Here is a 25,691-nt window from a genome sequence, read left to right as displayed (position 1 = left end):
ATGACAGATATTACAGAAAAAAGCACCCTACCTGCTTATTTTGGCGAGTTTGGCGGCATGTTTGTTGGTGAGCTACTAGTACCTGCACTTGAGCAGCTCGAACAAGCCTTTATTGATTCACAAAGTGATGAAGCGTTTTTAAACGAGTTCAATAGCTTACTAGAAAAATATGCCGGTAGACCGACACCACTTACCCGTTGTCGTAACTTAGTGAAAAACCCTCTAGCTAAAATTTACCTAAAGCGTGAAGATTTACTTCACGGTGGTGCTCATAAAACTAACCAAGTGTTAGGACAAGCATTATTGGCTAAACGCATGGGTAAAACAGAAATCATCGCAGAAACAGGCGCTGGTCAACATGGCGTTGCTACGGCAATAGCCTGTTCTTTACTTGGCTTAAAGTGTCGCGTCTATATGGGCGCGGTTGATTGTGAACGCCAACAACCTAACGTATTTCGTATGAAATTAATGGGTGCTGAAGTCATTCCAGTTACTGCGGGCTCGGGTACATTAAAAGATGCAGTAAATGAAGCATTACGTGACTGGTCGGCAAACTATGACGATGCACACTATTTGCTCGGGACGGCTGCTGGCCCTCACCCTTTCCCGACCATAGTGCGCGAGTTTCAAAAAATGATAGGAATTGAAGCGAAAGCACAATTTCTAGCAGAAGAAGGACGTTTACCTGATTATGTTATCGCCGCTGTGGGTGGAGGCTCTAACGCGATTGGTATGTTCCAAGACTTCATTAAAGAAGATGGCGTAAAACTTGTGGGTGTTGAAGCCGGTGGTAAAGGTATTGATACTGACAAACACGGCGCAACCTTAGCGGCAGGCACAAAAGGCATGCTCCATGGTAACTACACCTACATAATGCAAGATGATTACGGTCAAATTCAAGAGTCGTACTCTATTTCTGCCGGCCTTGACTACCCAGCGGTAGGTCCTCAGCATGCGCAGTTAAAAGAAACGGGGCGCGCTGAATATGTGCCGATTAATGATGATGAAGCACTTGCGGCATTCCAAGCGCTTGCTAAAAATGAAGGTATTATCCCTGCACTAGAGTCATCACATGCACTTGCGCAAGCACTTAAAATGGCAGAATCAGCAACCGAAGAAACCATCTATTTAGTTAACTTATCTGGTCGTGGCGATAAAGATTTAGCGCATGTTCACACCGTACTTTCAGCTCAAGGAGAAGCATAATGACTATCGCAGACAATAACACTGTCGGTGCTCGCTACCAGGCTTCATTTGCTCAGTTAAAAGAGAAAAATCAAGCAGCGTTTATTCCTTTTGTTACCATTGGCGACCCTAATGCTGAACAATCTTTAGCGATTATTAAAACCTTAATCGACGCTGGTGCTGACGCATTAGAGCTAGGTATTCCTTTTTCAGATCCTAGCGCTGATGGCGTAACCATTCAAATGGCTGGCCTGCGTGCGTTAAATTCAGGTATTAATACCGATAGTTGTATTGATATTTTAAAGCAAGTACGTGAATACGCACCACAAATTCCCATTGGCTTGTTACTATACGGTAACTTAATCTTTGCTCGTGGTATAGATAACTTCTACTGCGATATGGCCGAAGCAGGTGTTGATTCTGTACTGATTGCCGATGTACCTATTCGTGAAAGCGAACCATTTAGAGCAGCAGCAATCAAACATGGCATAGCGCCAATCTTTATTGCACCACCAAATGCAAGTGAAACAACATTGCAAAAAGTAGCTGAGTACGGCCAAGGTTATACTTATATCTTAAGCCGCGCCGGTGTTACTGGTGTTGATAGCGGCGCACTAACGCCAACTTCAGCTGCAGATAAACTAATAAGCACACTCAATAACTTTAAAGCACCAGCCCCTGTGGTAGGCTTTGGTATCTCAACACCTGAACAAGTGAAAGATGCCCTAGCCGCTGGAGCATCAGGCGCTATTAGCGGCTCTGCTGTGGTAAAAGTCATAGAAGATCACCTCGATGATCCTAAACAAATGCTATTAGCATTAACTCGCTTTGTCAGTAAAATGAAACAAGCCACCTTAAGCGAGTGATCATTTTTCAACAATTGACAAGGAGCCAACAACGGCTCCTTTTTTTATCAAAAAATATTAAAAATATTTATCAAATCACTTATAGCAAGAGTCTATGAATTGAACAGATTTTTCATATGCTTATAAAGTTAAACTGATTCTAATTGAGCAAAAACAGTCCGCGATCAGCTAAGGTTTGCTAACCACATAGTGTTATCTAACTTGAGTAGAGGCCAGAACCATGATAGCTTCGTAGTAATTTTATACAATATATAATAATTATTATGACAAAATTAGAATTAACCGCGATTGGCATTATTGTTATAGCTGGCATTGGCCTAGCCGTTTCTTATACACCTTCAAGTGCTGATGTAACTAAAGACTCGCAGCAAAGCAGTGCAGTAACAAAGCAAAAGCAACCAATAACAAAAGCGCCAGCGCCTAGACAAGCAGAGCATGACAATCATTCATATACAGTAGACAGAAGAAGTCTCCCCGTTGCACACGGTTATGCAGATAAAGATGGCAAACAAATTAACCCTGAAACAGGTGAAAGATTAAGGCCACCACCGCCACCTCCTGCACCATCACCAAATGTAAGACGTACTACAGCACCTCAAGTAAATGCGCATAGTCACGGCCATGAACATTCACATACCGCTAAAACCGATGATAGAAATACGCCTCCGCCACCAGCAGGAGCAAACAAAGGTTAATTAATACCAATTTGATTAAATATTTAGTCACTTAGAGTTACAAGAATAGCATTAGAACAAGCAAGATTTATGAAGATATAGTCGTTCTACATCAAATAAATATTGTGCAGTTATCATGTTATTCTTGAACTCCCAAAGGGCGAGTTTAAAAGGCTTATACCCAGCGTTGCTAATTTTAACAAGGGAATAACCATTCTTTGCAATTAGCGCCTTGCTTATAAGCCTTTTAATTCTCGCTAAATGATCAAATACTTAATTAACTTGGTATAACCATCCGCAAGTCGCATTTTAGCGACTTGCTTTTCAAACAATTGTGAATGTAAATGCTACCTTGGTAGCTTACTAAGTCTTTATCATCCTGCACACTAACCACTTTCTTATTACAAAGCTTGCTCAACATTTGAATTAATAGAATCTCTAAGAAAAATCTATTTAAAAGTGCCAAAAATCCGCCAACATGACACCTTAATGACACTTTTATTTAGTTTTTTTTATCTTTTTCTATCACATTTTGACGTTATTTTTTCCATTAATTTACAACAATTTAACATTGATTTTTTCTCAAAATTACTGCAGCCGCCCTCTTATCCACCTTTGTATTTAGGAAGAACCCCTGTTTTTTCAGTATACAATTAGTATCATTTATAATATATTGCATACAATATATACACATTTGGTTGCATTGTTAGATAAATAACAATTCGAAATGTAGCGCAGATGTAAATGATAAAAATGACAAATTTGAATGGTGCATTCAGGTTACAAATGCCAACCCAAGCTACTTTAAACCGCGCCATTAGCTGACATAAAGATGCAGTCAGCCCAACAAATGCAATGCTAGCGCTTTTCTAGCTTGCTACAACTATGTTGTAGCTAAAGAGTAAACTCAAAAAGCATATAAAAACTATAAATAAGAGGAATGTCCGCATAACTTCCTCAATAAAATAATGGGAACTTTTATGACACACTCTGTCGCGAAAAAGTTACTTGCTGCAGCAACCATGTGCGGTGCTTTTGCATCAACGCATGCCAGCGCAAGCGACTCTGCCCTATGTGGCAGCTCAACCATTTCAAGTGGTGAGCTGACCATTGGCCAAACTGAATGTACTTCAGGTAATGGCTTATACTTCTACGTAGATGTTGAGCAAGATAATACTGCGTTAGAAATCACTACATCAGGTGGAACAGGTCAAGCTGACATCTATGTAAACACGTCTTCTTGGGCAACTAGCTCAAGCTACACACAGCGTTCAAGCAATAACGGAACGGATGAAAGCTTATCGGTTACAGCAAATGCTGGCCGTTTATATATCAGTATCTTTGGTATACACGAACAGGTTACTTTAAATGTTCGTGAGCCTGACTCAGGTAACGGTGACGCTACGCTTTGTGCTAACCCAAGTAATTCAAATGCTACCCTTACTATTGGCGATGTTCGCTGTACTTCAGGTAATGGTCTGTATTTTAGTACTTACGTTGAGCAAGACAACACGCCACTAACCATCACAACAACAGGTGGTACAGGTGAAGCTGATATTTATGTTAATAACAGCTCTTGGGCAACTCGTTCAAGCTATACGGCTTCATCGGTAAATAGTGGTACAGAAGAGTCTTTAACTGTTACAGCTAACAAAGGTCAATTCTATATATCACTAATGGGCGCTCATCAGGGCGTAACATTAAGCCTACAGGATGACTCAAACGGTGGTGGTGATAACGGTGGCGGCGATAATGGTGGCGATACGCCAGTATTATGTGGTGCTAAAACGCTTTCTGGTTATGCCTTAACGTTAAATCAACAAGAATGTATTTCTGGTAATGGTCAGTATTACTATTTAGATGTTGAGTCTGACAATACACCATTAACTATCACCACAACAGGTGGTACAGGTGAAGCAGATTTATACGTTAATACGGGTAACTGGGCTTCGCGCAGCGACTATATCGCATCTTCAGTTAACCAAGGTACCGATGAAAGCCTTAGCCTAACCGCTAATGCAGGTCGTCTATACATTAGTGTATTTGGTCTTAATGACCAAGTTAGCTTTAAAGTAAGCGACGATACTGACAACGGCGGCGGCGATAATGGCGGTGGTGATAACGGCGGCGGTGATAACGGCGGCGGTGATAACGGCGGCGGAAACGACGACTATATTGTTGTTGATAAAAATGTCGATGTGACTATTCCTGCACCGACACTAACCTCTGAGTCACAATTTGCTGATGTTGTAAATGATATTATTGCCAGTGGTTGGTCAGATTGGGCAGCAATTGCCAGCAGCACACCAGATCCTATCGGTGATGTCGCTGATGCGATTCATTACTTAGCGGCACAAGATGACATTAACAGCACAGCATTAGATCAACTTGTGTACTTCCTACGTAACTACGCAATTAACGGCGCTTATGATGACTTTAGTGCAGACGAAGTAACACGTTTAAGCAATGCGCTTCATGCTGTTGCAAAAATGTCAGACTTCCACTCTACTGTTGCACCTGCCGGTTTAATTCAAGAAGGTTACGCTACGGCTATGTTAAATTTGGCCATGGCACCAGCAAGTGATGTATTCCATGAACACATCCCTCACCTACTTGCATTAACTCAATATTATTCAGAGTTAACTAACCCATATGCTAATGATAACTTTGGTTACAGCACTCATCAGTTATTAAAAGCTATCTATGATATGGCGTTTGAAGCGAAAGCTAATGCGGCATTAAACGATGCTTATAATGACAATATGCTAGCGGTTATTTCAGCATTACGCGCTTATGGCTTAGGTGAAACTGCACTTGATTTACGTTGGGATGCAGACAGTGACAGAAAGTGGATTTTAGCTCATCAGTTACTTGCTTTAGGTCATGTTGCCAACATTGCCGATGCAGCAACAAAAGAGCGTATCGACAGCATAGTTGTTGAAATCTACAACAAGGTTACTGCTGATATTTCTGAAGAAACAGCAAAACGTGAAATTGGTACAACTTACTTAGAAGCCGTAGGTCGTACATGTGATGCAAATGATGCTTTAGCTGATTACTGTTTAGCTCCTGCAACTGCGGATGACATTTTAACAATTACACACCAATGTTCTGACGATTTGACTATCCGTGCTCAAGCGATGACAGCAGCACAACTTGATAGCTCTTGTCAAAAAATGGCAGCGGTTGGCGATAAGTTCCACAACTTCTTTAACACAGGTAACCAACCTGTAGCGGATGATACCAATGTTAAACTTGAAGTGGTTGTTTATGCTACACCTGAAGATTACGAGCAGTATGGTTATGACTTCTTCGGTCACAGCACTGACAATGGTGGTATTTACCTTGAAGGCGACCCTTCTGTAGAAGGTAATGTTGCTCGTTTCCACGCAATGCAATGTCCTTCAAGCTGGGTAGGTTACTCATGTGAAGCTGCAGGCGACGTATATAACCTAGAGCACGAGTATGTTCACTACTTAGATGGTCGTTATAACCTATATGGTGCTTTCCAATACCATGACAATACAGTGTCTTGGGCTGAAGGTATGGCTGAATGGTTAGCAAATGGTGAAAACCATCAACGCAGTTTAGACTCAGTTGCAGGCGATAATATTCCTTCGCTATACAACGTATTATTCACTGATTACTATCTAGATGATCTGTACCCGTGGAGCTACTATGCAATGCAATACTTAGCATTAGAGCGCCCAGATACAGTTGCAACGCTTTCTCAAGCACTACGTTCTTCTGATGTTTCTTTATATCAAGCAGCATTAAATGAAGTAGCAGCAACTGACGGTACTGGTTTTGTTGACTGGGTTGCAGCAAATACCGATGCAACACCGCCACCACCACAAGTTTTACCCCAAGCGAATACCTTTGGTAGCTGTGACTTGGTTTATCAATACGTCAGTGATAGCAGCGCTTTAGCAGCTGTATCAATCACAAATACAACTGATACGCCTGTAACACTTTACTTAGTAGACGGCGTTTCGGGTAAAGTTGACTACTCTTCTCCACTTCAAGTACTTGATTTAGGTGAAAGCTATAACTCTACTAGCCACGCTAATGGCCAACGTATCGCCGTAACTGATAACTACAAAAACTGTTTAGGTGTTGCTGTATTAACAGAAACAACAAATACCTATGATATTGATGCAGATATGGTAGCTGATGCCGTAACGGTTGAAATTATCCCTGCTGCAGGTGAATTTGGTATGTGTAACCTAACTAATGCTTATGATAGAACTGCAGATGCAGCTGAAATCAGCATTACTAACACAACCAACACACCGGTTAATCTTTATTGGGTAAGTTCTTCAACGGGTGAGCCAAACTTAGATAACAACTACCAAACACTATATAATGGTGATACCTACAGTGCAGACTACTGGGCTCAAGGTGACCGCTTAATGGTGGCAGATAGCAGCAATAACTGTTTAGGCGTAGCGGTATTAACTGAAGCGGTAAACACTTACACCATTGATGATAACTCATTCAACGGTGACGACTCTGGTGACGGCTCTGGCGACGGCTCTGGTGACGGTTCAGGTGACGGCTCTGGCGACGGTTCAGGTGACGGCTCTGGTGACGGCTCTGGCGACGGCTCTGGTGACGGTTCAGGTGACGGCTCTGGCGACGGTTCAGGTGACGGCTCTGGCGATGGTTCTGGTGACGGCTCTGGCGATGGTTCAGGTGACGGCTCTGGCGATGGTTCTGGTGACGGCTCTGGCGATGGTTCAGGAATTCCTACCCTACCAACTAACCCAGGTATGTGTGGTGCAGACACTATTGCTGAACAAGAGTTAACCTTTAACCAAGTTGAGTGTGTTAGCATCTCAGGTTCATCTTCTTACTACATTTACGTTCCTGCTGATAATATAGAAATTACTATGTCAACTGCAGGTGGTACAGGTGATATTAAGATCTACACGAACCAAGAAACTTGGGCTAACGATAGCAACTACGAGCATGTATCAAGCGATATGGGCAGCAGTGAATCTGTTACTTTTGTTGCTAATAAAGGTTGGTTATATGTAGCACTTTATGCTGCAAATGATACCGCAAATGAAGTGAGCTTCTTAGTCGCGTCTGATGCATCTAAGTTCCCATCTACAGGTGGTGGCTCAGATATTCCAGATGATGGTTTCCCAACAGATGCTACTCGCTTCTTAGGTTTAAATGGTGATGAACTAGTAGAGCGTATCGCGATTTCACACCCGCAACGTGTTAGCCCTATCTATAACATTAGCGGCCCAGATGCGACACAAATCTATTCTGAAGCGAATATGTTAGCGATTGCTAATGCAATCAACTCACGTGCCCCATCGTACGCAGGTGAAGATACGACAGGCCTTGAGTCATTATTCTACTTCTTACGTGGTTCATACTATGTATCATTCTCACACCCAGATGATGTACCTGAGTACACAGATGCGGTGAAATCTACCATTAAAACAGCACTACGCACTTTCTTTAATAACAGCAGTGCTTGGATTACTAGCGAAGCAAATGGTAGCGTTTTAAAAGAAGCATTAATCACTGTTGATTCAGCAGGTTTAGGTGCTGATTTTAACGATATCACTATTAAAGTACTTACCGATTACAATGCTGATTGGAAGGCAAGCTTTAACATGAATGCCGCAGCTAATTCTGTTTTCACAACCCTATTCCGCGCACAATGGGATGAGGATATGAGAGCATTATTTACAGCTGATGACAGTATTTTAGACGTTCTATATGACTTCCAAAATACTAATCGCGACATGATTGGTACTGATGCTGAATATGTATTACTCAATGCTGTTAATGAAATGGCGCGTTTATACCATATAGATTCAATGTTTTCTCGTGTTAAGGTATTAGTTAAAGCGGTACTTGATAGCACCAGCAAAGACGATAATACTCGTGGTTTATGGATCAAAGCTGCTAGCATGTCAGATTACTACGATCGCGCAGATTGTGGTTACTACGAGATCTGTGGTTTTGCCTATACCTTAGAAGCTGAAACATTAGCCTTTAACTACAAGTGTTCTGATACGTTAAAAATCCGTGCACAGCACATGTATAACGATCAAGCCGCTTGGATTTGTGATGTGTTAGGCGATCAAGAAACTAACTTCCATTCAATCTTAGGTACAGGTTATCAACCAGTAGCTGACGATAATAACCAATCTTTAGAATTAGTTATTTTCGACTCCTCTGATGATTACCAAACCTATGCAGGTCAATTCTTCGGTATCAATACCAACAATGGTGGTATGTACTTAGAAGGTGCACCAATTAATGAGAAGAACCAAGCACGCTTTATTGCTTATGAAGCAGAGTGGATCAAACCTGAATTCCACGTTTGGAACTTACAACACGAATACGTTCACTACTTAGATGGTCGTTTCGATTTATACGGTGACTTCCAATTAGGTATGACAGTAAACACTGTTTGGTGGTCTGAAGGTCTAGGTGAGTACATTTCTCAAGGTGACGGTAATGATTATGCAATCTCTACTGGTCAATCTCAGGAAGTAGCTTTATCTGAAATCTTCAAGAATGACTACAATTCAGGTCAAACACGTATTTATCGTTGGGGTTATTTAGCTGTACGCTTTATGTTTGAAAAACACAGAAATGATGTTAATCAAATATTAAACTTAACTCGTACTGGTCAATACCCAGAGTACCAAACGTATATGGATAACATTGGCACTTCATACGACAGTGAGTTTAACGACTGGTTAGTAAACGGTATTACTTTAGGTGAAAGCAACATTGTTGAACTGGGTCCGAATGATGAAGACTCAGCGGCATCAGGTACTGCAGGTAACTGGGCAGGTGAGCCAGTAACGATTAGTACTGACTTCTCTCCATGTGAAGTTCAAGTTCCAGCTAATGCTTATGATGCAGATAACAACACTGTGACAACCAACCAAATTGTTGAGTGTATTAATTCTTCAGGTGGACGTGCTTCTTTCTTTATTCGTAATGAAGGCGGTCTTTCTACACGTTTTGAGTTAAGAACCACTGGCGGTTGGGGTAATGCAGACATTATGTTTAAAGCTGATGGCTGGCCAACAGCTCAAGATAATGACGGTTATGCAAATGGTGACGGCAACTGGGATAGCTTAGTTGTTGAACTTAAGCCTGATGTATACTGGCACTATATCACCTTAGATGGTGAGTTTGGTGGCGTAGAGTTACGTATTACTGAGCAGTAAATAGCAGTTTAAAACGACAAAAGCCCTAACAATACGTTAGGGCTTTTTTTTACCTAGTGTCCCGTCCTGTGTCCCATCCTGAAATAAGTTGACTATGACAACACATTCAACATTCGACTTGATATCATCAAAATAGCTAAAGTTAATAAAATAAATAAAACCGAGAGTAACCACATGGCAAGTTGTTTCATTTTTAACTTGAATTTAGCAAGCAAAGACTGAGCAGTCTGCACTTCAACAACCTCGCCAGCAAAGGTATTGATTAAGCTATACAAAAGTAATAACCAAATAAAGGCCATAAAACTGAGCTTTAACACGCTATCACTGGCGCTCTCCTTGGCATCGATAAAAAGAAACTGATACATAAGAAAACCAAGCAAAAATATCAAGATTGCAAAGCATAGCTTTCTTAAAGGAAATAACCAGTTAGCGAGCTTTTGTAAAAAGAGGTACATGAAAATTTGAACCGTAAAATAGAGTTAGCGCATAAAGAATGTCACTATTTTAACCAGGTTATAGTTAAAAGATATAGCATTACCAACTCAGATTAAATTGTGGCAACAGCTGTAGTAGTCTGAAAAGAGGCAGGAATAAAAACAAAAATGCGGCTCTAAGAGCCGCATTTCATACTAGCTTATTTCGTGCGTCCTGCACTCATATTTAGTGTTCTCGTTTCTTCCTTGAATTACTATCCTTAGTCTATCCTAATGAGTCCTCTCATTGTCTATCCATTTACTACAGTCTTCCTGACGTTGATCATCCTAACCAACTCACATCCCTGTTTATGTCATCCGTTAGTGACATCCTGCCACTATGCTTTATCCTTAAAGCTCCCGAAACAAAGCATCCTGCCTTGTGTTGTCCTTATTTCCTTATAACATCCTTGTGCAGCTCTTCCGTGATAAGTCCAAAAAATGATTTACATCCTTAAATCACTTGCTATCCTAGCCTGCTTATCCTTAAGCATATCGTCCTTAATATCCTAAAAGCCCCCTGCTCTATGTCTTCCTGACATGATTAATATTACACCCTACAAAATTCATTTGTAGGCAGTTATTCGCAATTAATTATTTGTAATCTTGTTGTAACAATAAATCAAAACAATTTATTTGTTACTTTACAACAACTTAAATAAATTAAGGTGTAAAAAGTTAGCAACAAGTGCCAATATATCTCACGACTTTGTGCGACATGTCTTACAAAGATTAAGGGGATTTGGAAAACAACCTATTAACATTTTTTAGCAAAGCTAGCTGAAAGCGTGACAAGAGTGTTAAAGTTTTGTTTATAATTAACAATAAATTGAACTTATAAGCAGCAAGGAAGGCTTAAACAGATTACAAACAGGAAATCAGCTTGAATTTGCCTTTAAAAGAAAGAGTTCCAATATTAGTAGCAATAATAATGCTAACGCCCTATCAGTATCTACCATTTATTTCCTTAAGTAGTCTTGATAGTTTAACGGCTGTGCTAATTACTGCGGTGCAACTGCTAAGTATCACTTATACCGCATTAGCAGCGTATCAAGCCAAAACAAAACAATTAACCTCGTTTTGGCAATTTCTGTTATTGGCAGTATTAACATCAACACTGCCTAAAAGTATTTTATTGAATACCCATTTAACTTATTCATCCCTCATAGCAGACTTTACTTATTTATTTAGCTACTTTTTCATCATTCTGGCAATTGAGTCCAATCCGCACTCACCTGTCGATATAACAAGGAAGAACGTAGACACAAGGGCTCCAAGTATTTTCTTTGCGCTATTGTGCTTCTGTTACTTAATATTGTTGCCCTATGAGTTTGATAAACCCAATTATCAATCACTTTTACCATCACTGCTGTTCCACTCAAGCATGGCTTCAGTCATTTTTTTACGTGTGCTGTTAAACGTCATAAAATGCCAAAACCTGTACTGGAAAAAAACCTATACAATCCTTGCACTGGGCTGCGCAGCACTGATAATGGAAAGTATATGTAGCTATTTTTCATATAACGCCAATACACCAAGCTTTAAATATAGCCAACAAGTCTTACAAACCCTGCCCTATTTATCACTGATCCTAATAAGCGCTATCGCCATTAAGCGAGTTCACCTACCCATTGAACCTGCATCAAAAGCAAGCACTGAATTATATCTATTTGGCCTATCGCTATTCATCATCATATTGCACCTAGTTGGCAAGGAGTACTCATTAGCTTATATATCAACAAGCTACAATCAGTCTTTACTGGTCATTGGCTGGTTTTTTATAACAATGATATTTATCGCTATCCTTGTACATAAAAAACAGAATACGCTAGCTCATGTTTTAAATGAGTCTAAGGCGCTGAGTGAGCAAAAATCATCACTTTTATCTTTAAATGAAGAACTAACCAAATCACTTCTTTACAGTGAAGATAAAGCCATTGTTAGTGCGTCAAATAATGCCATTTTAACAACGACAACCCAAGGCATGATACTTTCAGCCAACCCAGCTGCTAGTAAGGCATTTCAATGCCTAGAACATGAAATTATCAATACCAATGTATCTAAGCTATTTTCAACAGAAGATAAAATGCATTACTTTTTTAATTTTAAAAGCAATGTATACGCCTTACAACGAAAAGAGTCCGGCATATCAATAGAATGTACTGCTAAGCGAAGTGATAACAGCGAGTTTCCCGTGCAAGCCGAATTACAATGGGCAGAAAGGCAAGAGCAACCATTAATCGTCATCACATTCATTAACTTAACTGCAAGAAAGTTAGCCGAAAAGCAAACATTAGAGTTAAAAGATAAATTTATCGCTAATATTTCACATGAATTTAGAACGCCACTCACCATTATTAATGGCGTATTAGATAAGTATATACTCGATGCTAAATCTGCCAATGAAAACCTAGAATTAACAACCGCCAAACGTAATGGCTTACGTTTAGTGCGCATGGTTGAGCAATTATTAGAGTTATCAAAGCTCAGTAATAAACCTAATTTAACGCTTGCCACCTATAAATTAGATACCTTAATGGCAATGCCATCAGATTCATTTAAACGTCTTGCTCAGCAGAGTCAATTGACATTTAAGCTTAGTATTGCACAAGGACTATGGCTTGAATGTGATGCTCAAGCCTTTGAGAAAATTATTTTTAACTTATTAGCCAATGCCATCAAATATACTCCTGCCGGCGGCGAAGTTGAAGTAAACGCCTATTGCGAACAAGATACCATTTACTTAGATATTATTGATACCGGCATAGGCATTAACAAAGAATCGCAAGATAAAATTTTTGAGCGTTTCCAGCGAGCGACAGACGAAAAAAATCATGCCATCTTTGGCGTCGGTATAGGCTTATCTTTAGTGAACGAACTCGTCAATGCTCATCAATGGCGCATCAGTGTGGTCAGTGAATATAATCAAGGCAGTAAATTTACCTTAGCAATACCTATGGCACAACCTGCAAAAAGTGAAGCAAGTGTGCCCATTAGTATTTCAGAAAATGAAGTGTCATCACTTTTGCTTGAGCAGCAAAGTCAAGCAAGCACTCACAAGCCTCATTCAGGACACGTTGTTCTTGTCATCGAGGATAATTCCGATATGCAAAATCATATAAAGCAAGTTATTGAGAAGAAACATCACTGCCTATTAGCAGATAGTGGCGAGCTCGGTATTGATTTAGCTCGAGAGTACCTACCCGATTTGATTGTTTGTGACATTATGCTTACCGGTATTGATGGCTTTTCAGTGCTAAAAGCCCTCAAGCAAGAAGAGTTAACCGAGCATATTCCTGTCATATTACTCACCGCACGCTCAGATCTTGATAGCCGATTACAGGGATTAAACTTACATGCAGATGATTACCTCAGTAAACCCTTTAATCATCAGGAGTTGCTAGCGCGTATTGATAACTTGATGGAGAACAGAAAGAGTCTTCAACAAAGTTTATTGCACAAGCTCGAGAAAAAGCAGCAGCAAGAAAGAAAAGATATATGTCACCAAAATGTTGCCAAACAAACCGCAGTAGAAAGTGACACAATGAATGAAAAGTTTTTAACTAAACTGGAAAACGTTTTAGCTAAACTTTACACCGAGCAAGATTTAGGCATACATCACATAGCAAGTGAAATGGCAATGAGCGAAAGACAGCTGCAACGAAAACTCAAGGTTATTTTAGGTATCAGTCCAAATAACTTTATTAAAGAGTTCAGGCTTCGCAAAGCACAAGAGTTATTACGAAGTGGCGCTCAAATTGGCCGCATTGCCCTTGATGTTGGCTTTTCTTCACAAACATACTTTGGTCGCTGCTTCAAAGAGAGCTTCGATTGCACACCTAAGCAATATCAACAACAAATATTAAAGCAAGAGGAGCAATAATAGCTAACCATGCTTAATGACAATATTGTTTTTCAGCTCATCCAAGGTATGTTGTTGTAATACAGATAAATAGTCAAACGGCTGCTCCTTTGGCTTACATAACCCCAACCATTGAACATTGGCTTCTCTTTCCACGAGATTTAAGCCAAGCTCAATCAAGACATTAACCTGATCCCAGGATGTCTCAACTGGCTGTTCAATGTTAAAGGGATAAAAAGAATAGGCTAAGCTAAGACAAACTTGGTTTTCAAAGGCACTTGGCAACTTTTTCGCCAAACTATGAGATAATTCAGCAGCGCTGTTTTCTTTTTCATAACCAATAATGGCAAAGGTGTCATCTGCCCAACGAATAACGAGATCCTCAGGGTTTCTACTGTATAGTAAAAGATCGGTTAAGTTAATGAGCTGGCTATTAGATATTGTCGACATATCATTGATACGCACCATAACAATATAAAGCCTTGGCAGCACACTACGTTGAATAGGCAGTAGGTTTTGGTGGATATTATTCATCAACTGGCTGGCTTGTTCAATATAAATATCTAAATAGCGGCGACTCTTAATACCTGTCACCTTGTCAATGGTAGCAGCCTTTTCTAGTTGCTTATTAGCATGCTCTAACTCAGTATTTTTTGATAAATATCTTTCGGTTTTTTCTGCAACCTGTTGCTTGAGTAATTCTTTTTGCTGCTGCTCTTGTAATAACTTGCGGTTTAAGGCTTTAGCATAGAGCAATAAGGATAAGGCAATAATAACTGCATAGGCCAAATATGCCCACCAAGTGTTCCAAGGTGCTGGTTTTACGTTAATTTCAACTTGATAAGGTTTACTCCATAGCTCATCACTACTGCTGGCTATAATTTGTAATTGATATTGTCCCGGGGGTAAATTCGTGTACGTGGCTCTAGTAGCATCTCCAGCATTTATCCATTGCTGCTCAAAGCCTAATAACCGATATTTATAGCGGGTCGCCTTTGGATTTGAATAATTTAAACCAGCATATTCAAATGAAATGAGGTTATCACTGTAGTCAAACGTTAGCGCGTCAATATGTGTCAAGGGTTTACTAAATGACATTGGCTCGTTTAATTTCATCACGTTAGTTAACTTAACGTCAGGTACATTATATAAACCATTAATATCTTCAGGTTTAACACTGCTGATCCCTTTACCCGCACCAAAATATATCGTGTTATCAGCAGCTAAAAAGACTGAACTATGATTATATTCCAAATCAATTAAACCATGGCTTAAATCAAAGTGGACAAACTTATTCTTTAACGGAGAAAAACGAGTAAGCCCTTTATTTGTACTGAACCAAATATCCCCTTCTTTATCTTGAGCAATACCGTAAACCGTTCTACTTTTAAGACCATCCTTGGTATCAAAATGGCTAAAGGTGTAGTGCTCACGCTCAAAATTTTCATGACTTAATAAGTTCAAGCCTGCCGCCTGAGTACCGACCCATATATTCTTTTGATTATCTTGCAGTAACACCCAAGCGATATCACTTGATATTGAATCACTCTCGCCTTTTACGTTCTTTATATGAATAAACTGATTTTTTTCAGGAAAGAACCGATTGAGCCCGCCGCCATAAGTGCCCAGCCATATAGTGCCATCAACATCGACTAATAACTGCAAAATATGATTACTACTGGGGCCCAAAGACGGCTGAGATTGCTGTTTAATATAGCGAGTAAAACTGCCATCACTATTAAGCTTATTTAGTCCCTGATGAAAAGTAGCCACCCAAATGTTGCCATTTAAGTCTTTAACGATATCAGTAATGCTATTAGCGGAAATAGAGTCGATATTGTCTGGTTCGTGTTGATAATGCACGACCGCTTTTGACGTTAAATTAATTTGATAAAGCCCATCGGTTCTTGTGCCAAGCCAAAGGCTATTAGTTTTATGGTCAATATAAGTGGTCATGATCCTAAGCTCAGAAAAATAATCATCAAGCTGAAACTGAGTAATGACATTATCACTGACAGATAATTGATAAATACCGCCACTATAAGTGCTAAATAAAATGCGCTCAGGATCTAACTGACTAAAGCTTGTGACATTATTATTACTAAGTGCTGGATGGTTGATAGAGCTGTATTGGCGAAAACTTGCCATATTTGGGTCATAACGATTAACCCCGGTAAATGTACCAATCCACATCATATTATTTTTATCTTCAAAGAAGCATAAAATAAAATCGTTATTTAAGCTAAAAGGATCTGTGGCAGCGTGATTATAGCGCTTAAAGTTATCTGTATTTTCTTGATAGATTATCAAGCCTTTATCTGTTGCTATCCATAATTGCTGTTTAGAATCTTGATAGATTTCTTTGATATTATTGCTGGCGATACTATGTTGATCTTTTTCACTATATTGATACTGCTGTAATTGTTTGCTCGGCAAGTGATATCTCAGCAAACCGCTATCAACCGTCCCTATCCAGACATTCTGCTTGTTATCCAAAAACATCGAATTAACGAACTTATTGCTATAGCTACTTGAATTGCTATCACCAAATTTGATTGCTCGAATAAACTGCCCTTGCAATGAAAATACGGAAATACCGCCGCCATGGGTTGCCACCCAAACTTCATTGTTATTAACTTGAATAACATCATGAATAGTATCGTGTGTTAAACTGTTTTCATTACCTAATACTTGTGCTATCTGCTGAACATGCCAATGGTTATCTTTAACACTAAGTATATTTAAGCCTTTTTCTGTACCTATCCAAAGTTTGCCTTCACTGTCTTCAAATAAACTATTGATAACATCATTTGTCAGCTTAGCGTCTTCGGTTAAGGTGGAAAAATGCTGAAAATTTTTACTCAGCTCTTGATATAAATTTAAACCTGCGCCCGATGTCGCAACCCAGAACCTTTGCTTGCTATCAATTAGCATAGTGCTAACAACATCAGAGCTTAATGAATTTTCTATCTGCGCATCATGGTGGTAGCTCACAAAATGTTTACCGTCATATCGATGTAAACCTTCATGGGAGCCTAACCATATAAAACCGTCATCATCCTGAACTATTGAGCGTACAAATTGATAAGATAACGGGTTATCAGGAGTAAAACTCTTGAATAATTTGACTTGTTCGGCAAGAGCAAAGTTACTCACCAATAAGAGAATGATAAAAATACATCGATTGAGCATACAAATAACCTAGGTATGTCTATAGGAGGATAAGCTGGATTGAAAAAGCCTCTTAAAAGAGGCTTTTTATTGGCTTTATTGTTGGTCGACCCAGTGATTAATGGCGATATTTGAAACGCCATTTTCTTCCAAGTTCACCTTCCAAATCAGCGCATCGGTTTCCAAGTTAACTTTCCAAATTAATGCATCTGACTCTAAGTTGACTTTCCAAATTAACGCATCGGTTTCAAAGTTTACTTTCCAAATCAATGCATCTGTCGTGGCATTATCTTGCCAAGCAGCAAATTGTTCTTCGTAGTTTACCTTCCAAATTAATGCGCTACCATCTAATGTCGGCTCATCCCTTTGCCAAACATATTCATCACCTAAACCTTCTATATAAAAATTACCGTCTTCATTAATATTCGCAGGACCAAAATAATGATTTTCATTATTTAAATCTTTCGCGATATTTAGTGACTGGTTAGCACACCCTGACGCTGTAGTTGCTAAAGCCCCTTTTGCATTAACAACACCAGCGCCTTGTTGGAAAACACTATAAGCACGCTGGCCATTATCTTTAGTTGCGATATGGGCACTATCAAGTAATCGACATTTTACATCATCAGGCGTAAGTGCAGGGTTTTCAGTTAACATCAAAGCGACCACACCTGAGACAACGGCTGCGGCTTGAGATGTACCTGACATTTGAAAATAACGGCCACCATCGTGAAACTCTGGGTGCTCATTAACAATTTGTGAATCAAACGACATCAAGCCAGATAAATGACCACCTGGGGCAAGTACATCAGGCTTAACAAAACCTGATGGTGTCGGACCTGCTGAGCTAAAGCTTGCTAACTTATCATCTGTTGTAAGTGACTTAGTATAAGAGTCAGTCATAGCACCTACCGTGATAATATAAGGTACATTACCTGGCACCCCAACTGTCATTGGCTCAGGGCCTTTATTACCAGCTGAAGCGACCACCACAATACCTGCTTGCCAAGCTTTCATCACCGCTTGATTAAGTGGATCCTGCCAATATAAAGAACGTACCGGGCCACTGAAGGACATATTTAACACACGTAAATTGATATCATCTTTTACTTGCAGTGCCCATTCAATACCACGAATAACATCGGCATAAGTCGCCTTACCTTCATAATCAAACGCCTTGATACCGACAATAGCTGCATTCGGTGCTACACCATATAATTTACCGTTAATATCAAAATCACTGTTGCCAGCTATGCTAGCTACATGTGTGCCATGGCCGTTGGCCTCATCGTCATAGTTATGCACGCTATTATTAATCGCATCATAGGTACCCCAGGCTTTATCTTTACCATATAAATCAGTTGATAAGCCTGATAGTTGATCTAAACCTGTGTCCAAAAAGCCAATGGTTACGCCATCACCAAAATTACGACTACTATGTGCCTCACCTGCTTCAATAAACTGCGCTACTGTTGCTTCAGGTTGCCAGCGACGTTGCCCCTTACGCCAGCCATTATTTGCTGCCAACTCAACACTGTAATTAGGCGTTACATCCACATTAATTGATTGCTTTAATAATGCTAATTGCGCTTGTGTTAAATTTGCAGCAACCGCATTAATAATGCTTAATTCATGGCTAGTGGTTAACTTTAATTGCGCTAACTTACTTTTCAGACCATCGTAATCCTTTGCTGAAATAATATATGACTGACTTAGTGTATTTTCATTATTCCATTTCAATGATGCCAAGCCAATCAGCAACATCAAAGCGAGTATGATGACTAAACTCGGTTTTATTATTCTTAAATAAGCGGAAGATTTCATAACCTCTCCTATATTTATTACAACTAGTGGCCCAAAACGACAAGCAACTCAAAAATGATATACAGTATTACATTTGTTAATATATCGTTAATTAGAGGTAGACTATGCAACATAGCGAGATATGACGGCATATGTCAACTAATAAAAAGGTAATTTCTTACTACAACAGAATTACTTTATCGCTTAAACGACAATATCCAGCTTACTAAAAGCAAGCTGGATATTATTATTTACCTAAGGTAATTAGAAAGAAACAGATTGCTCATTTGAACAGTTGTCTGTTCCTTGGTCACATACTTTGTATGTGTAAGAACCTGACTTTCTAAAGCTCTCTGTGTATGAACCGTCATTAGCTGTAGAACCTAATAGCGAACCATTACGGTAAATGTCAACGTTAGCAGTTGTTGCATCTGTCCAAGATAAAGTAACATTGGTCTTACGCTTACTCGTTGAAGTCGAAATGCTCAATGTAATATCACCACCAGTAGGAGGTGGAGTTACATCACCACCACAGCCATTTGCTGTTAAGTAATCACTTGCAGCTTTTGCTTTAACAATACCATGGCCGAAATAAACATCATGACCTGCACTACCAGCATCTTGAGCCGTTGCTTTTAATGCTTCACGAATTTCAGTACCCGTACAACCATTGTGATTAGACCATACTAACGCAGCAATACCAGAAACAGCAGGAGTCGCCATTGATGTACCACTCATAAAGCCGTAGTCACTTGTACCAATGGCAATATCTGCAGTAGACGCCGCTAATAGTGCGCTTCTATCTTCAAAAGCCGCACCAACAGCAGGAATGCTAGTTGCGTTTGTATCACCAAGCGTAGCATATAACATACCCGCTTCATTATTGATAATAATAGCGCCTACACCGCCTGAGTTTTCACAGTTTTGTACTTTGTCATGGAACGAGATGTTACCACGGTCAATAACACAAATATTACCATTAGCGCCAGAGTCTGTTGCTTCGGCAGTACCCATATAGTAAGTATTACCTGATGCATTACCTGCATTTTCCATTGAAGATGAAGCAAAGGCTTGACCATCAGCTGACATTGAAGCACTGGTTGCCATATCTGCTGGGTAAGTTGATAAAGTATCAACACCACCTGCGGTTACTTCAACACAAATTGTTTCATCAGTTGATGTAGTACGGTTTTTACCTTTACCACCTGTTACTGTACAGCTTGGAAATTGTGAGAAATCAGCAATATTGTTGTCAGCATCATTTGCACCAACCATCATAACTGAAGAGTAACCCGCTGGATAAGAACGAACATTGTTACCGTCATTACCTGCTGCAGCTAGTACTAAACCACCATCATTAGTAAAGGCCTTAAAGGCGTTTTCTTCAGTGCTGTTTGCACCACCACCACCAAGGCTCATGCTAATAATGTTAGCGCCTGCTGCACTACATTTTTCCGCAGCATAAGCAAGGTCAGAAGAGTAGCCCCAACCGTCAGCGTTAAATACTTTAATAATATGCATATCAACGCCAGGTGCCATACCAACAACACCAACATTGTTATCTGCTGCACCAATAGTACCAGCAACATGAGTACCGTGTGGACCACCGTGCTCATCCCAGTTGCCTGTACCTGAATCATTATCACCAGTAATGTTATTCCAAGCAAAATCTGGGTTTGAACGATCTAAACCTGAATCAATAACACAAACTTTCATACCCGCTGACGCATTAAAATTCACTTGATCGGCTTGTGACTGATAAACTGCATAAGGCGTTAATTGTGATGTCATCGGGTTACCAGCATCATCACTATAGGCAGCTAATGGCATACGACGTTGATCTTCTTCAACAACTTTTACGTGTGGATTATTTAATAAACCTTTAACTTGTGATAAATCTTTACCGTTAAATGAAGCAGCAATAAAGCCATTACCTTCTACTTTAAGCTCACCACCCACTTTTTTTGCTAGTGCTTTAACAATACCTTTGCTGTTGTTGTCTACTTGAATAATGTATCTATCGTCTGCAGCTTGTGCGCTAAATACACCTGAAATTGCAACTGCTACCATTGAACTCGTAAATTTTGAAAGTTTCATCTATCTTCTCTCCACCCGAGGGTATGTTTTATTATTAGATTTATAATTAATTCAGCATCCATTCTGCATCTTCATATTATTATTGTTATGACATTGAAGTGCGTCCTAACTGCAAGTGCTATCGATACTACCTAACTAGCAAAGCGCACCTAGTAAAATCACGACAGGTTTTCGTACAAAAACGTCACAAGCAAAAGTAACACGTAAAAATCAAACACTTAAATAAATAGATAAAATTTAAATTTTTCCTTTCCTCGTCGTAAAGTCGCGAATAAACGTCTGTTATTTACTAGTGGTAAGTCCAGATAAATTACAAGATGAATAAGGTTGAAGTGACTTCAATCACTAACAAAAAAACAAGAATAGCGAAAAGCTATCTCTCATCTAAAAACATAATGGAGACACCATTAAATGAAGAGTCAAAATAAATACCTGCTAAATACGCTAACCATAGCGATTGTTGCTGCTACCAGCACAAGCGTACTTTCAGCGCCGGCGAATTTAAAAAGTGCAGCCAAGGCAGTATCACAACAGAAATCAGCACAAGCTGACTTTGCAACGTGGCGTGAGCAACAAAAATTAAACCGTAATGACTATACTGATCAGTTAATTATTACTTTTAAAGATAAGAAGCATGGTCCTTTTATACCACCTGGTTTAGCCAAAAAAGTCGGTCTAGATTTAGCACACGTCAAAGTATTAAAAAGTGGTAGCCATGTAATTTCAATGGGCGAGCTAAAACATGTTAAAGACATTGAAAAGCTACTTGAGCAAATGCGCAGACACCCTGCGGTTGAATCAATTGAACCGGATTATCAGCGTTTTTTATTCTCACAAAATGAGCCTTGGGGGATCAGTAATACTCAATCTGACTTATTAGCAGATACTGATGCTGCGAATATGACGGTATGTATTATCGACTCAGGCTATCAACAATCAAACCCAGACCTTAATGCGAATAACGCAACAGGTACCAATAACTCAGGTACAGGTAACTGGTATCAAGCGGGTGGCTCGCACGGTACTCATGTTGCAGGTACCATAGCAGCGGTAAACAACAGTGAAGGCGTGGTTGGTATCTTACCTAACACCAATGTTAATTTACATATTGTTAAAGTATTTAATGAAAGCGGCTGGGGTTACTCGGGTGATTTATCTGATGCGGTCGATACTTGTGTCAATAATGGTGCTAAGGTCGTTAACATGAGTCTTGGTGGCTCAGGCTCTTCAAATACTGAAAAAAATGCGCTACAAGCGGCGGCAGATACCGGCGTATTATTAATTGCTGCCTCAGGCAATGATGGTAATGCCACCTTATCTTATCCGGCATCTTATGACGTTGTTATGGCAGTAGGTGCTGTTGATCAAAATGGTCAACACGCTGAATTTTCACAATATACTAGCCAAGTGGAAATTGCCGCGCCTGGTGAAGCGATTTTATCAACCGTTGCAGGAGACGGACGATTAGGCTCAATCACTATCGGCTCAAACACTTATGCAAATGATGAAGTTGTTCCTCAAAGTAGGTATGTTGAAAGTGGTGGCAGTTACTCTATAAGCGATGTCAACGGTACAGCCTCAGGTATTTTAGCAAGCTGTACTATTTCAGGTAGCAGCTACAACTGTAGCAGCAATGTTTCAGGAAATATTTGTTTAGCAGAACGTAATGACAATCAAAAAGGTAGCAACTACCCTGAAATCAATCCTGCTAAAGCCTGTGCTGATGCTGGCGCTGCAGGTATTATCGTATACAGTAATAGCGAAAGACCCGGGTTACAAAACCCATTCTTAGTAGATGGCACAAGTGCTGTAAATGTTCCAACCGTATCGGTGAACAGAACATTAAGTCAACAATTAGCCAGCCAATTAGGTAGCAATGTCAGCCTAAATGTTAGTGCGAACCAAGACCATGCTTATTATAATGGTACTTCTATGGCTACGCCTCATGTTGCCGGTGTCGCAGCATTAGTATGGAGTAACAATCCTAACTGTACTGCGACACAAGTACGTAATGCGTTAAAATCAACTGCCGTTGATTTAGAATCAGCTGGACGAGATGATAAAACTGGTTATGGTCTAGTACAAGCGAAAGCCGCATCCGATGCGTTAGCAAATGCTTGTGGCGATGGCGGCACAACTCCACCACCAAGTAGCGGTAATAGCTTAGAAAATGGTGTAGCTAAAACTAACCTTTCAGCAGCAAGTGGCCAAGAGTTAAGCTTTACCCTTGAAGTTCCTGCAAATGCTACTGACTTAACCTTTGATATCTCTGGCGGCACAGGTGATGCTGATCTATACGTTAAATTTGGCTCAGCACCAACGAGCAGCAGCTATGATTGTCGCCCTTATAAAAGTGGCAATAGCGAAAGCTGTCCTATCGCCTCAGCCCAAGCAGGTACCTATCATGTTAAGCTTGTCGCTTACTCAAGCTTCTCAGGTGTTTCACTAACGGCAAGTTACACAGATAATTCTGGTGGTTCATCAGGTGGCGCAACGGGTGGTAGTGCAAACGTATCTGATATCAGCATTAGCCGTAGAGCGTGGAAATACTACACTATTGATGTGCCAGCCGGTATGTCAACACTAGACTTTAATATTAGTGGTGGCACAGGTGATGCCGACTTATATATTAAACGTGGTGCACAGCCAACAAGCTCTAGCTATGACTGTCGTCCCTATAAAAGTGGTAATACTGAAAGCTGTTCATTTACTAACCCAGTTGCAGATACTTGGCACATAGGTATTTACGGCTACTCTGCTGTTAGCGGGCTTTCATTAGATGTAGTGTATAACCCTTAATAGCTTGCCCCCTAAAGTGAATACATTAGGGTGGCTCAGCTAACATAAAAAAAGCCAAAAGGAATCAACTTGATTGCTTTTGGCTTTAATAATTCTGTGCCTATAATAATTCTGTGCCTATATAAGTAATAAACAAGCACAATTAAACCACTTAACAGTTACTTGCGATAATGCACCATGACAGCGCCTGATACATCGCCAACATTCACTTCAGCAACAGTTTGATAATCGACATTCTCAAAAAACGATTTAAATTTTCCTGAGGTTGCATACACAGCAACACCTTCACTGTCTGGGTGTTCATCAAGTACAGTGTTAACAGCAGCCATTAAATAGTGACCAAAACCATGCTGTTGATGCAACGGGTGCACTGCGATAAAAGATAATAAATGAAACTTCTTTAACGGCACAGCAGAAAACACTGCTTGCTCTTTTTGGATCATTTGCTTGGTACTAAAATAGCCTGCATTTAACAACATTTTTAAACGCCAGTGCCAAAAGCGCTCACTTGATAACGTCTCATCAGGGCTATTTAAACAGGCAACGCCGACCATAGTTTCGCCTAAATATAAACCAACCATAGGTTGATTGGCTTGCCAAAACGCGTTTAGCTCTTCACGTATCGCCGCTCTTAATCTTTGTTCATAATCAGCTTTATTACCGTTAAAGATTTCTAAAAAGACAGGATCATCATGATAGGCTTGATATAACAATGAAGCCGCTAACTTTAGCTCATGGGCATTTAAATAGGTGGCTTTAACCTCAACATCTTCGATGCTAGAAACCGTGTCTGTCATTTTAACTCTCCAACTCTATATGGTGGATTAATTACGTTAGATTTATCAACAAAATCAACTATGCACCTTACCAGCATAATTTAAATCAGGTCAAATTTAATTATAGAGATAAAATTTCAGCTTATATATTAATCATGTAAAACAATTCAGCCCCGCGGGTTTGCGAGGCTGATTTTTTACTAACGGGCTAAATTATCGTTTGTATTCATCACCATTGCCTGTCTGAACCAGTGAGCCATCAACAAACTGTAAATAAGTACATTCATCTTTCGTTGTTAAACCATCTTTATGTTTACGTTGCGTGCGATAATATAGCACTCGTACCGTTTGCTCCCCGTCAGTATAGGTTTCTGAAAAATCTGCAACCCCCAAGGTTTCTTGCATATCAGCAAAACTTGACCCTAACTGGACTTTTGCGATCTTTTTGCGATTTGAATAGGCTCTATCTTCATGATCTGACATAAAGCTGTGATCAATTTCACCATCTTTAACTGAAATAACACAACCTGATAAAGTTAATGCTAAAGGTGCGGCAACCAATAAAGCTAATAATGATTTTTTCATGTTTTTTTCCCTTTGAAGTCAACTGAACATTGAGTTAAATAATCAAACTGAACAGTCTTTATTTTTAATATTTAGCCGTTAACAAACCAATGCGCTTGTTAATTTACGCTAACTCATATTCTTAAGAGCAAAAAGCAAACCACAATAGCAAACCATTGAAATATATGCACTTTATAAGTTTTAATATGA

Annotated in this window: 12 protein-coding genes; 6 read left to right on the top strand and 6 right to left on the bottom strand. The window is 39.7% G+C overall.

Going from position 1 to position 25,691, the window contains the following annotated elements; genetic code table 11:
• From trpB to EMK97_RS18630, 4 genes are all read left to right on the top strand, one after another.
• Positions 1–1,206, top strand: a complete 1,206-nt coding sequence (gene trpB, locus EMK97_RS18645; protein WP_130604264.1) for a tryptophan synthase subunit beta — start codon at positions 1–3, stop codon at positions 1,204–1,206.
• Complete coding sequence (gene trpA, locus EMK97_RS18640; RefSeq protein WP_130604263.1) at positions 1,206–2,051, top strand: tryptophan synthase subunit alpha; 846 nt, start codon at positions 1,206–1,208, stop codon at positions 2,049–2,051. Before trpB ends, trpA begins: the two co-directional genes overlap by 1 nt.
• A 263-nt stretch (positions 2,052–2,314) precedes the next feature.
• Complete coding sequence (locus tag EMK97_RS18635; protein WP_130604262.1) at positions 2,315–2,746, top strand: hypothetical protein; 432 nt, start codon at positions 2,315–2,317, stop codon at positions 2,744–2,746.
• Positions 2,747–3,705: 959 nt separating this feature from the next.
• Positions 3,706–9,936: a collagenase gene (locus EMK97_RS18630; RefSeq protein ID WP_170176811.1), complete on the top strand. Its 6,231-nt coding sequence runs from the start codon at positions 3,706–3,708 to the stop codon at positions 9,934–9,936.
• 92 nt (positions 9,937–10,028) lie between these two features.
• On the opposite strand, the gene EMK97_RS18625 is transcribed toward EMK97_RS18630, so the two are convergent.
• Positions 10,029–10,301 carry a hypothetical protein gene (locus tag EMK97_RS18625; RefSeq protein WP_130604260.1) on the bottom strand — a complete coding sequence of 91 codons (273 nt, stop codon included), beginning with the start codon at positions 10,299–10,301 and terminating at the stop codon, positions 10,029–10,031.
• A 1,039-nt stretch (positions 10,302–11,340) separates the two neighbouring features.
• Here EMK97_RS18625 and EMK97_RS18620 point away from each other — a divergent pair.
• The gene (locus tag EMK97_RS18620; protein WP_130604259.1) at positions 11,341–14,292 is read left to right on the top strand and encodes an ATP-binding protein; all 2,952 of its coding nucleotides are present in this window, start codon (positions 11,341–11,343) and stop codon (positions 14,290–14,292) included.
• A gap of 3 nt (positions 14,293–14,295) precedes the next feature.
• Here the strand turns inward: EMK97_RS18620 and EMK97_RS18615 are convergent, their stop codons facing one another.
• From EMK97_RS18615 to EMK97_RS18605, 3 genes are all read right to left on the bottom strand, one after another.
• Positions 14,296–17,463 carry a ligand-binding sensor domain-containing protein gene (locus tag EMK97_RS18615; protein WP_130604258.1) on the bottom strand — a complete coding sequence of 1,056 codons (3,168 nt, stop codon included), beginning with the start codon at positions 17,461–17,463 and terminating at the stop codon, positions 14,296–14,298.
• A gap of 75 nt (positions 17,464–17,538) precedes the next feature.
• Positions 17,539–19,266 carry a S8 family peptidase gene (locus EMK97_RS18610; protein WP_130604257.1) on the bottom strand — a complete coding sequence of 576 codons (1,728 nt, stop codon included), beginning with the start codon at positions 19,264–19,266 and terminating at the stop codon, positions 17,539–17,541.
• 243 nt (positions 19,267–19,509) lie between these two features.
• A complete protein-coding gene (locus tag EMK97_RS18605; RefSeq protein WP_130604256.1) occupies positions 19,510–21,342 on the bottom strand; it encodes a S8 family serine peptidase in 1,833 nt (610 codons plus the stop codon).
• Positions 21,343–21,753: 411 nt separating this feature from the next.
• Between EMK97_RS18605 and EMK97_RS18600 the strand changes: the two genes are divergently transcribed.
• Entirely contained in the window at positions 21,754–24,141 is a 2,388-nt protein-coding gene (locus EMK97_RS18600) for a S8 family serine peptidase (protein ID WP_130604255.1), read from the top strand.
• 158 nt (positions 24,142–24,299) lie between these two features.
• Here EMK97_RS18600 and EMK97_RS18595 read toward each other — a convergent pair whose 3' ends face one another.
• Positions 24,300–24,938 carry a GNAT family N-acetyltransferase gene (locus EMK97_RS18595; protein WP_130604254.1) on the bottom strand — a complete coding sequence of 213 codons (639 nt, stop codon included), beginning with the start codon at positions 24,936–24,938 and terminating at the stop codon, positions 24,300–24,302.
• 192 nt (positions 24,939–25,130) lie between these two features.
• The gene (locus EMK97_RS18590; protein WP_130604253.1) at positions 25,131–25,502 is read right to left on the bottom strand and encodes a DUF3192 domain-containing protein; all 372 of its coding nucleotides are present in this window, start codon (positions 25,500–25,502) and stop codon (positions 25,131–25,133) included.
• Positions 25,503–25,691: the final 189 nt, after the last annotated feature.

Origin of the sequence: Litorilituus sediminis, from assembly GCF_004295665.1 — a bacterium.
Lineage (GTDB): Bacteria > Pseudomonadota > Gammaproteobacteria > Enterobacterales > Alteromonadaceae > Colwellia > Colwellia sediminis.
Note: the sequence above shows the minus strand (reverse complement) of the source record. Positions and strands in the feature narration are given on the sequence as shown.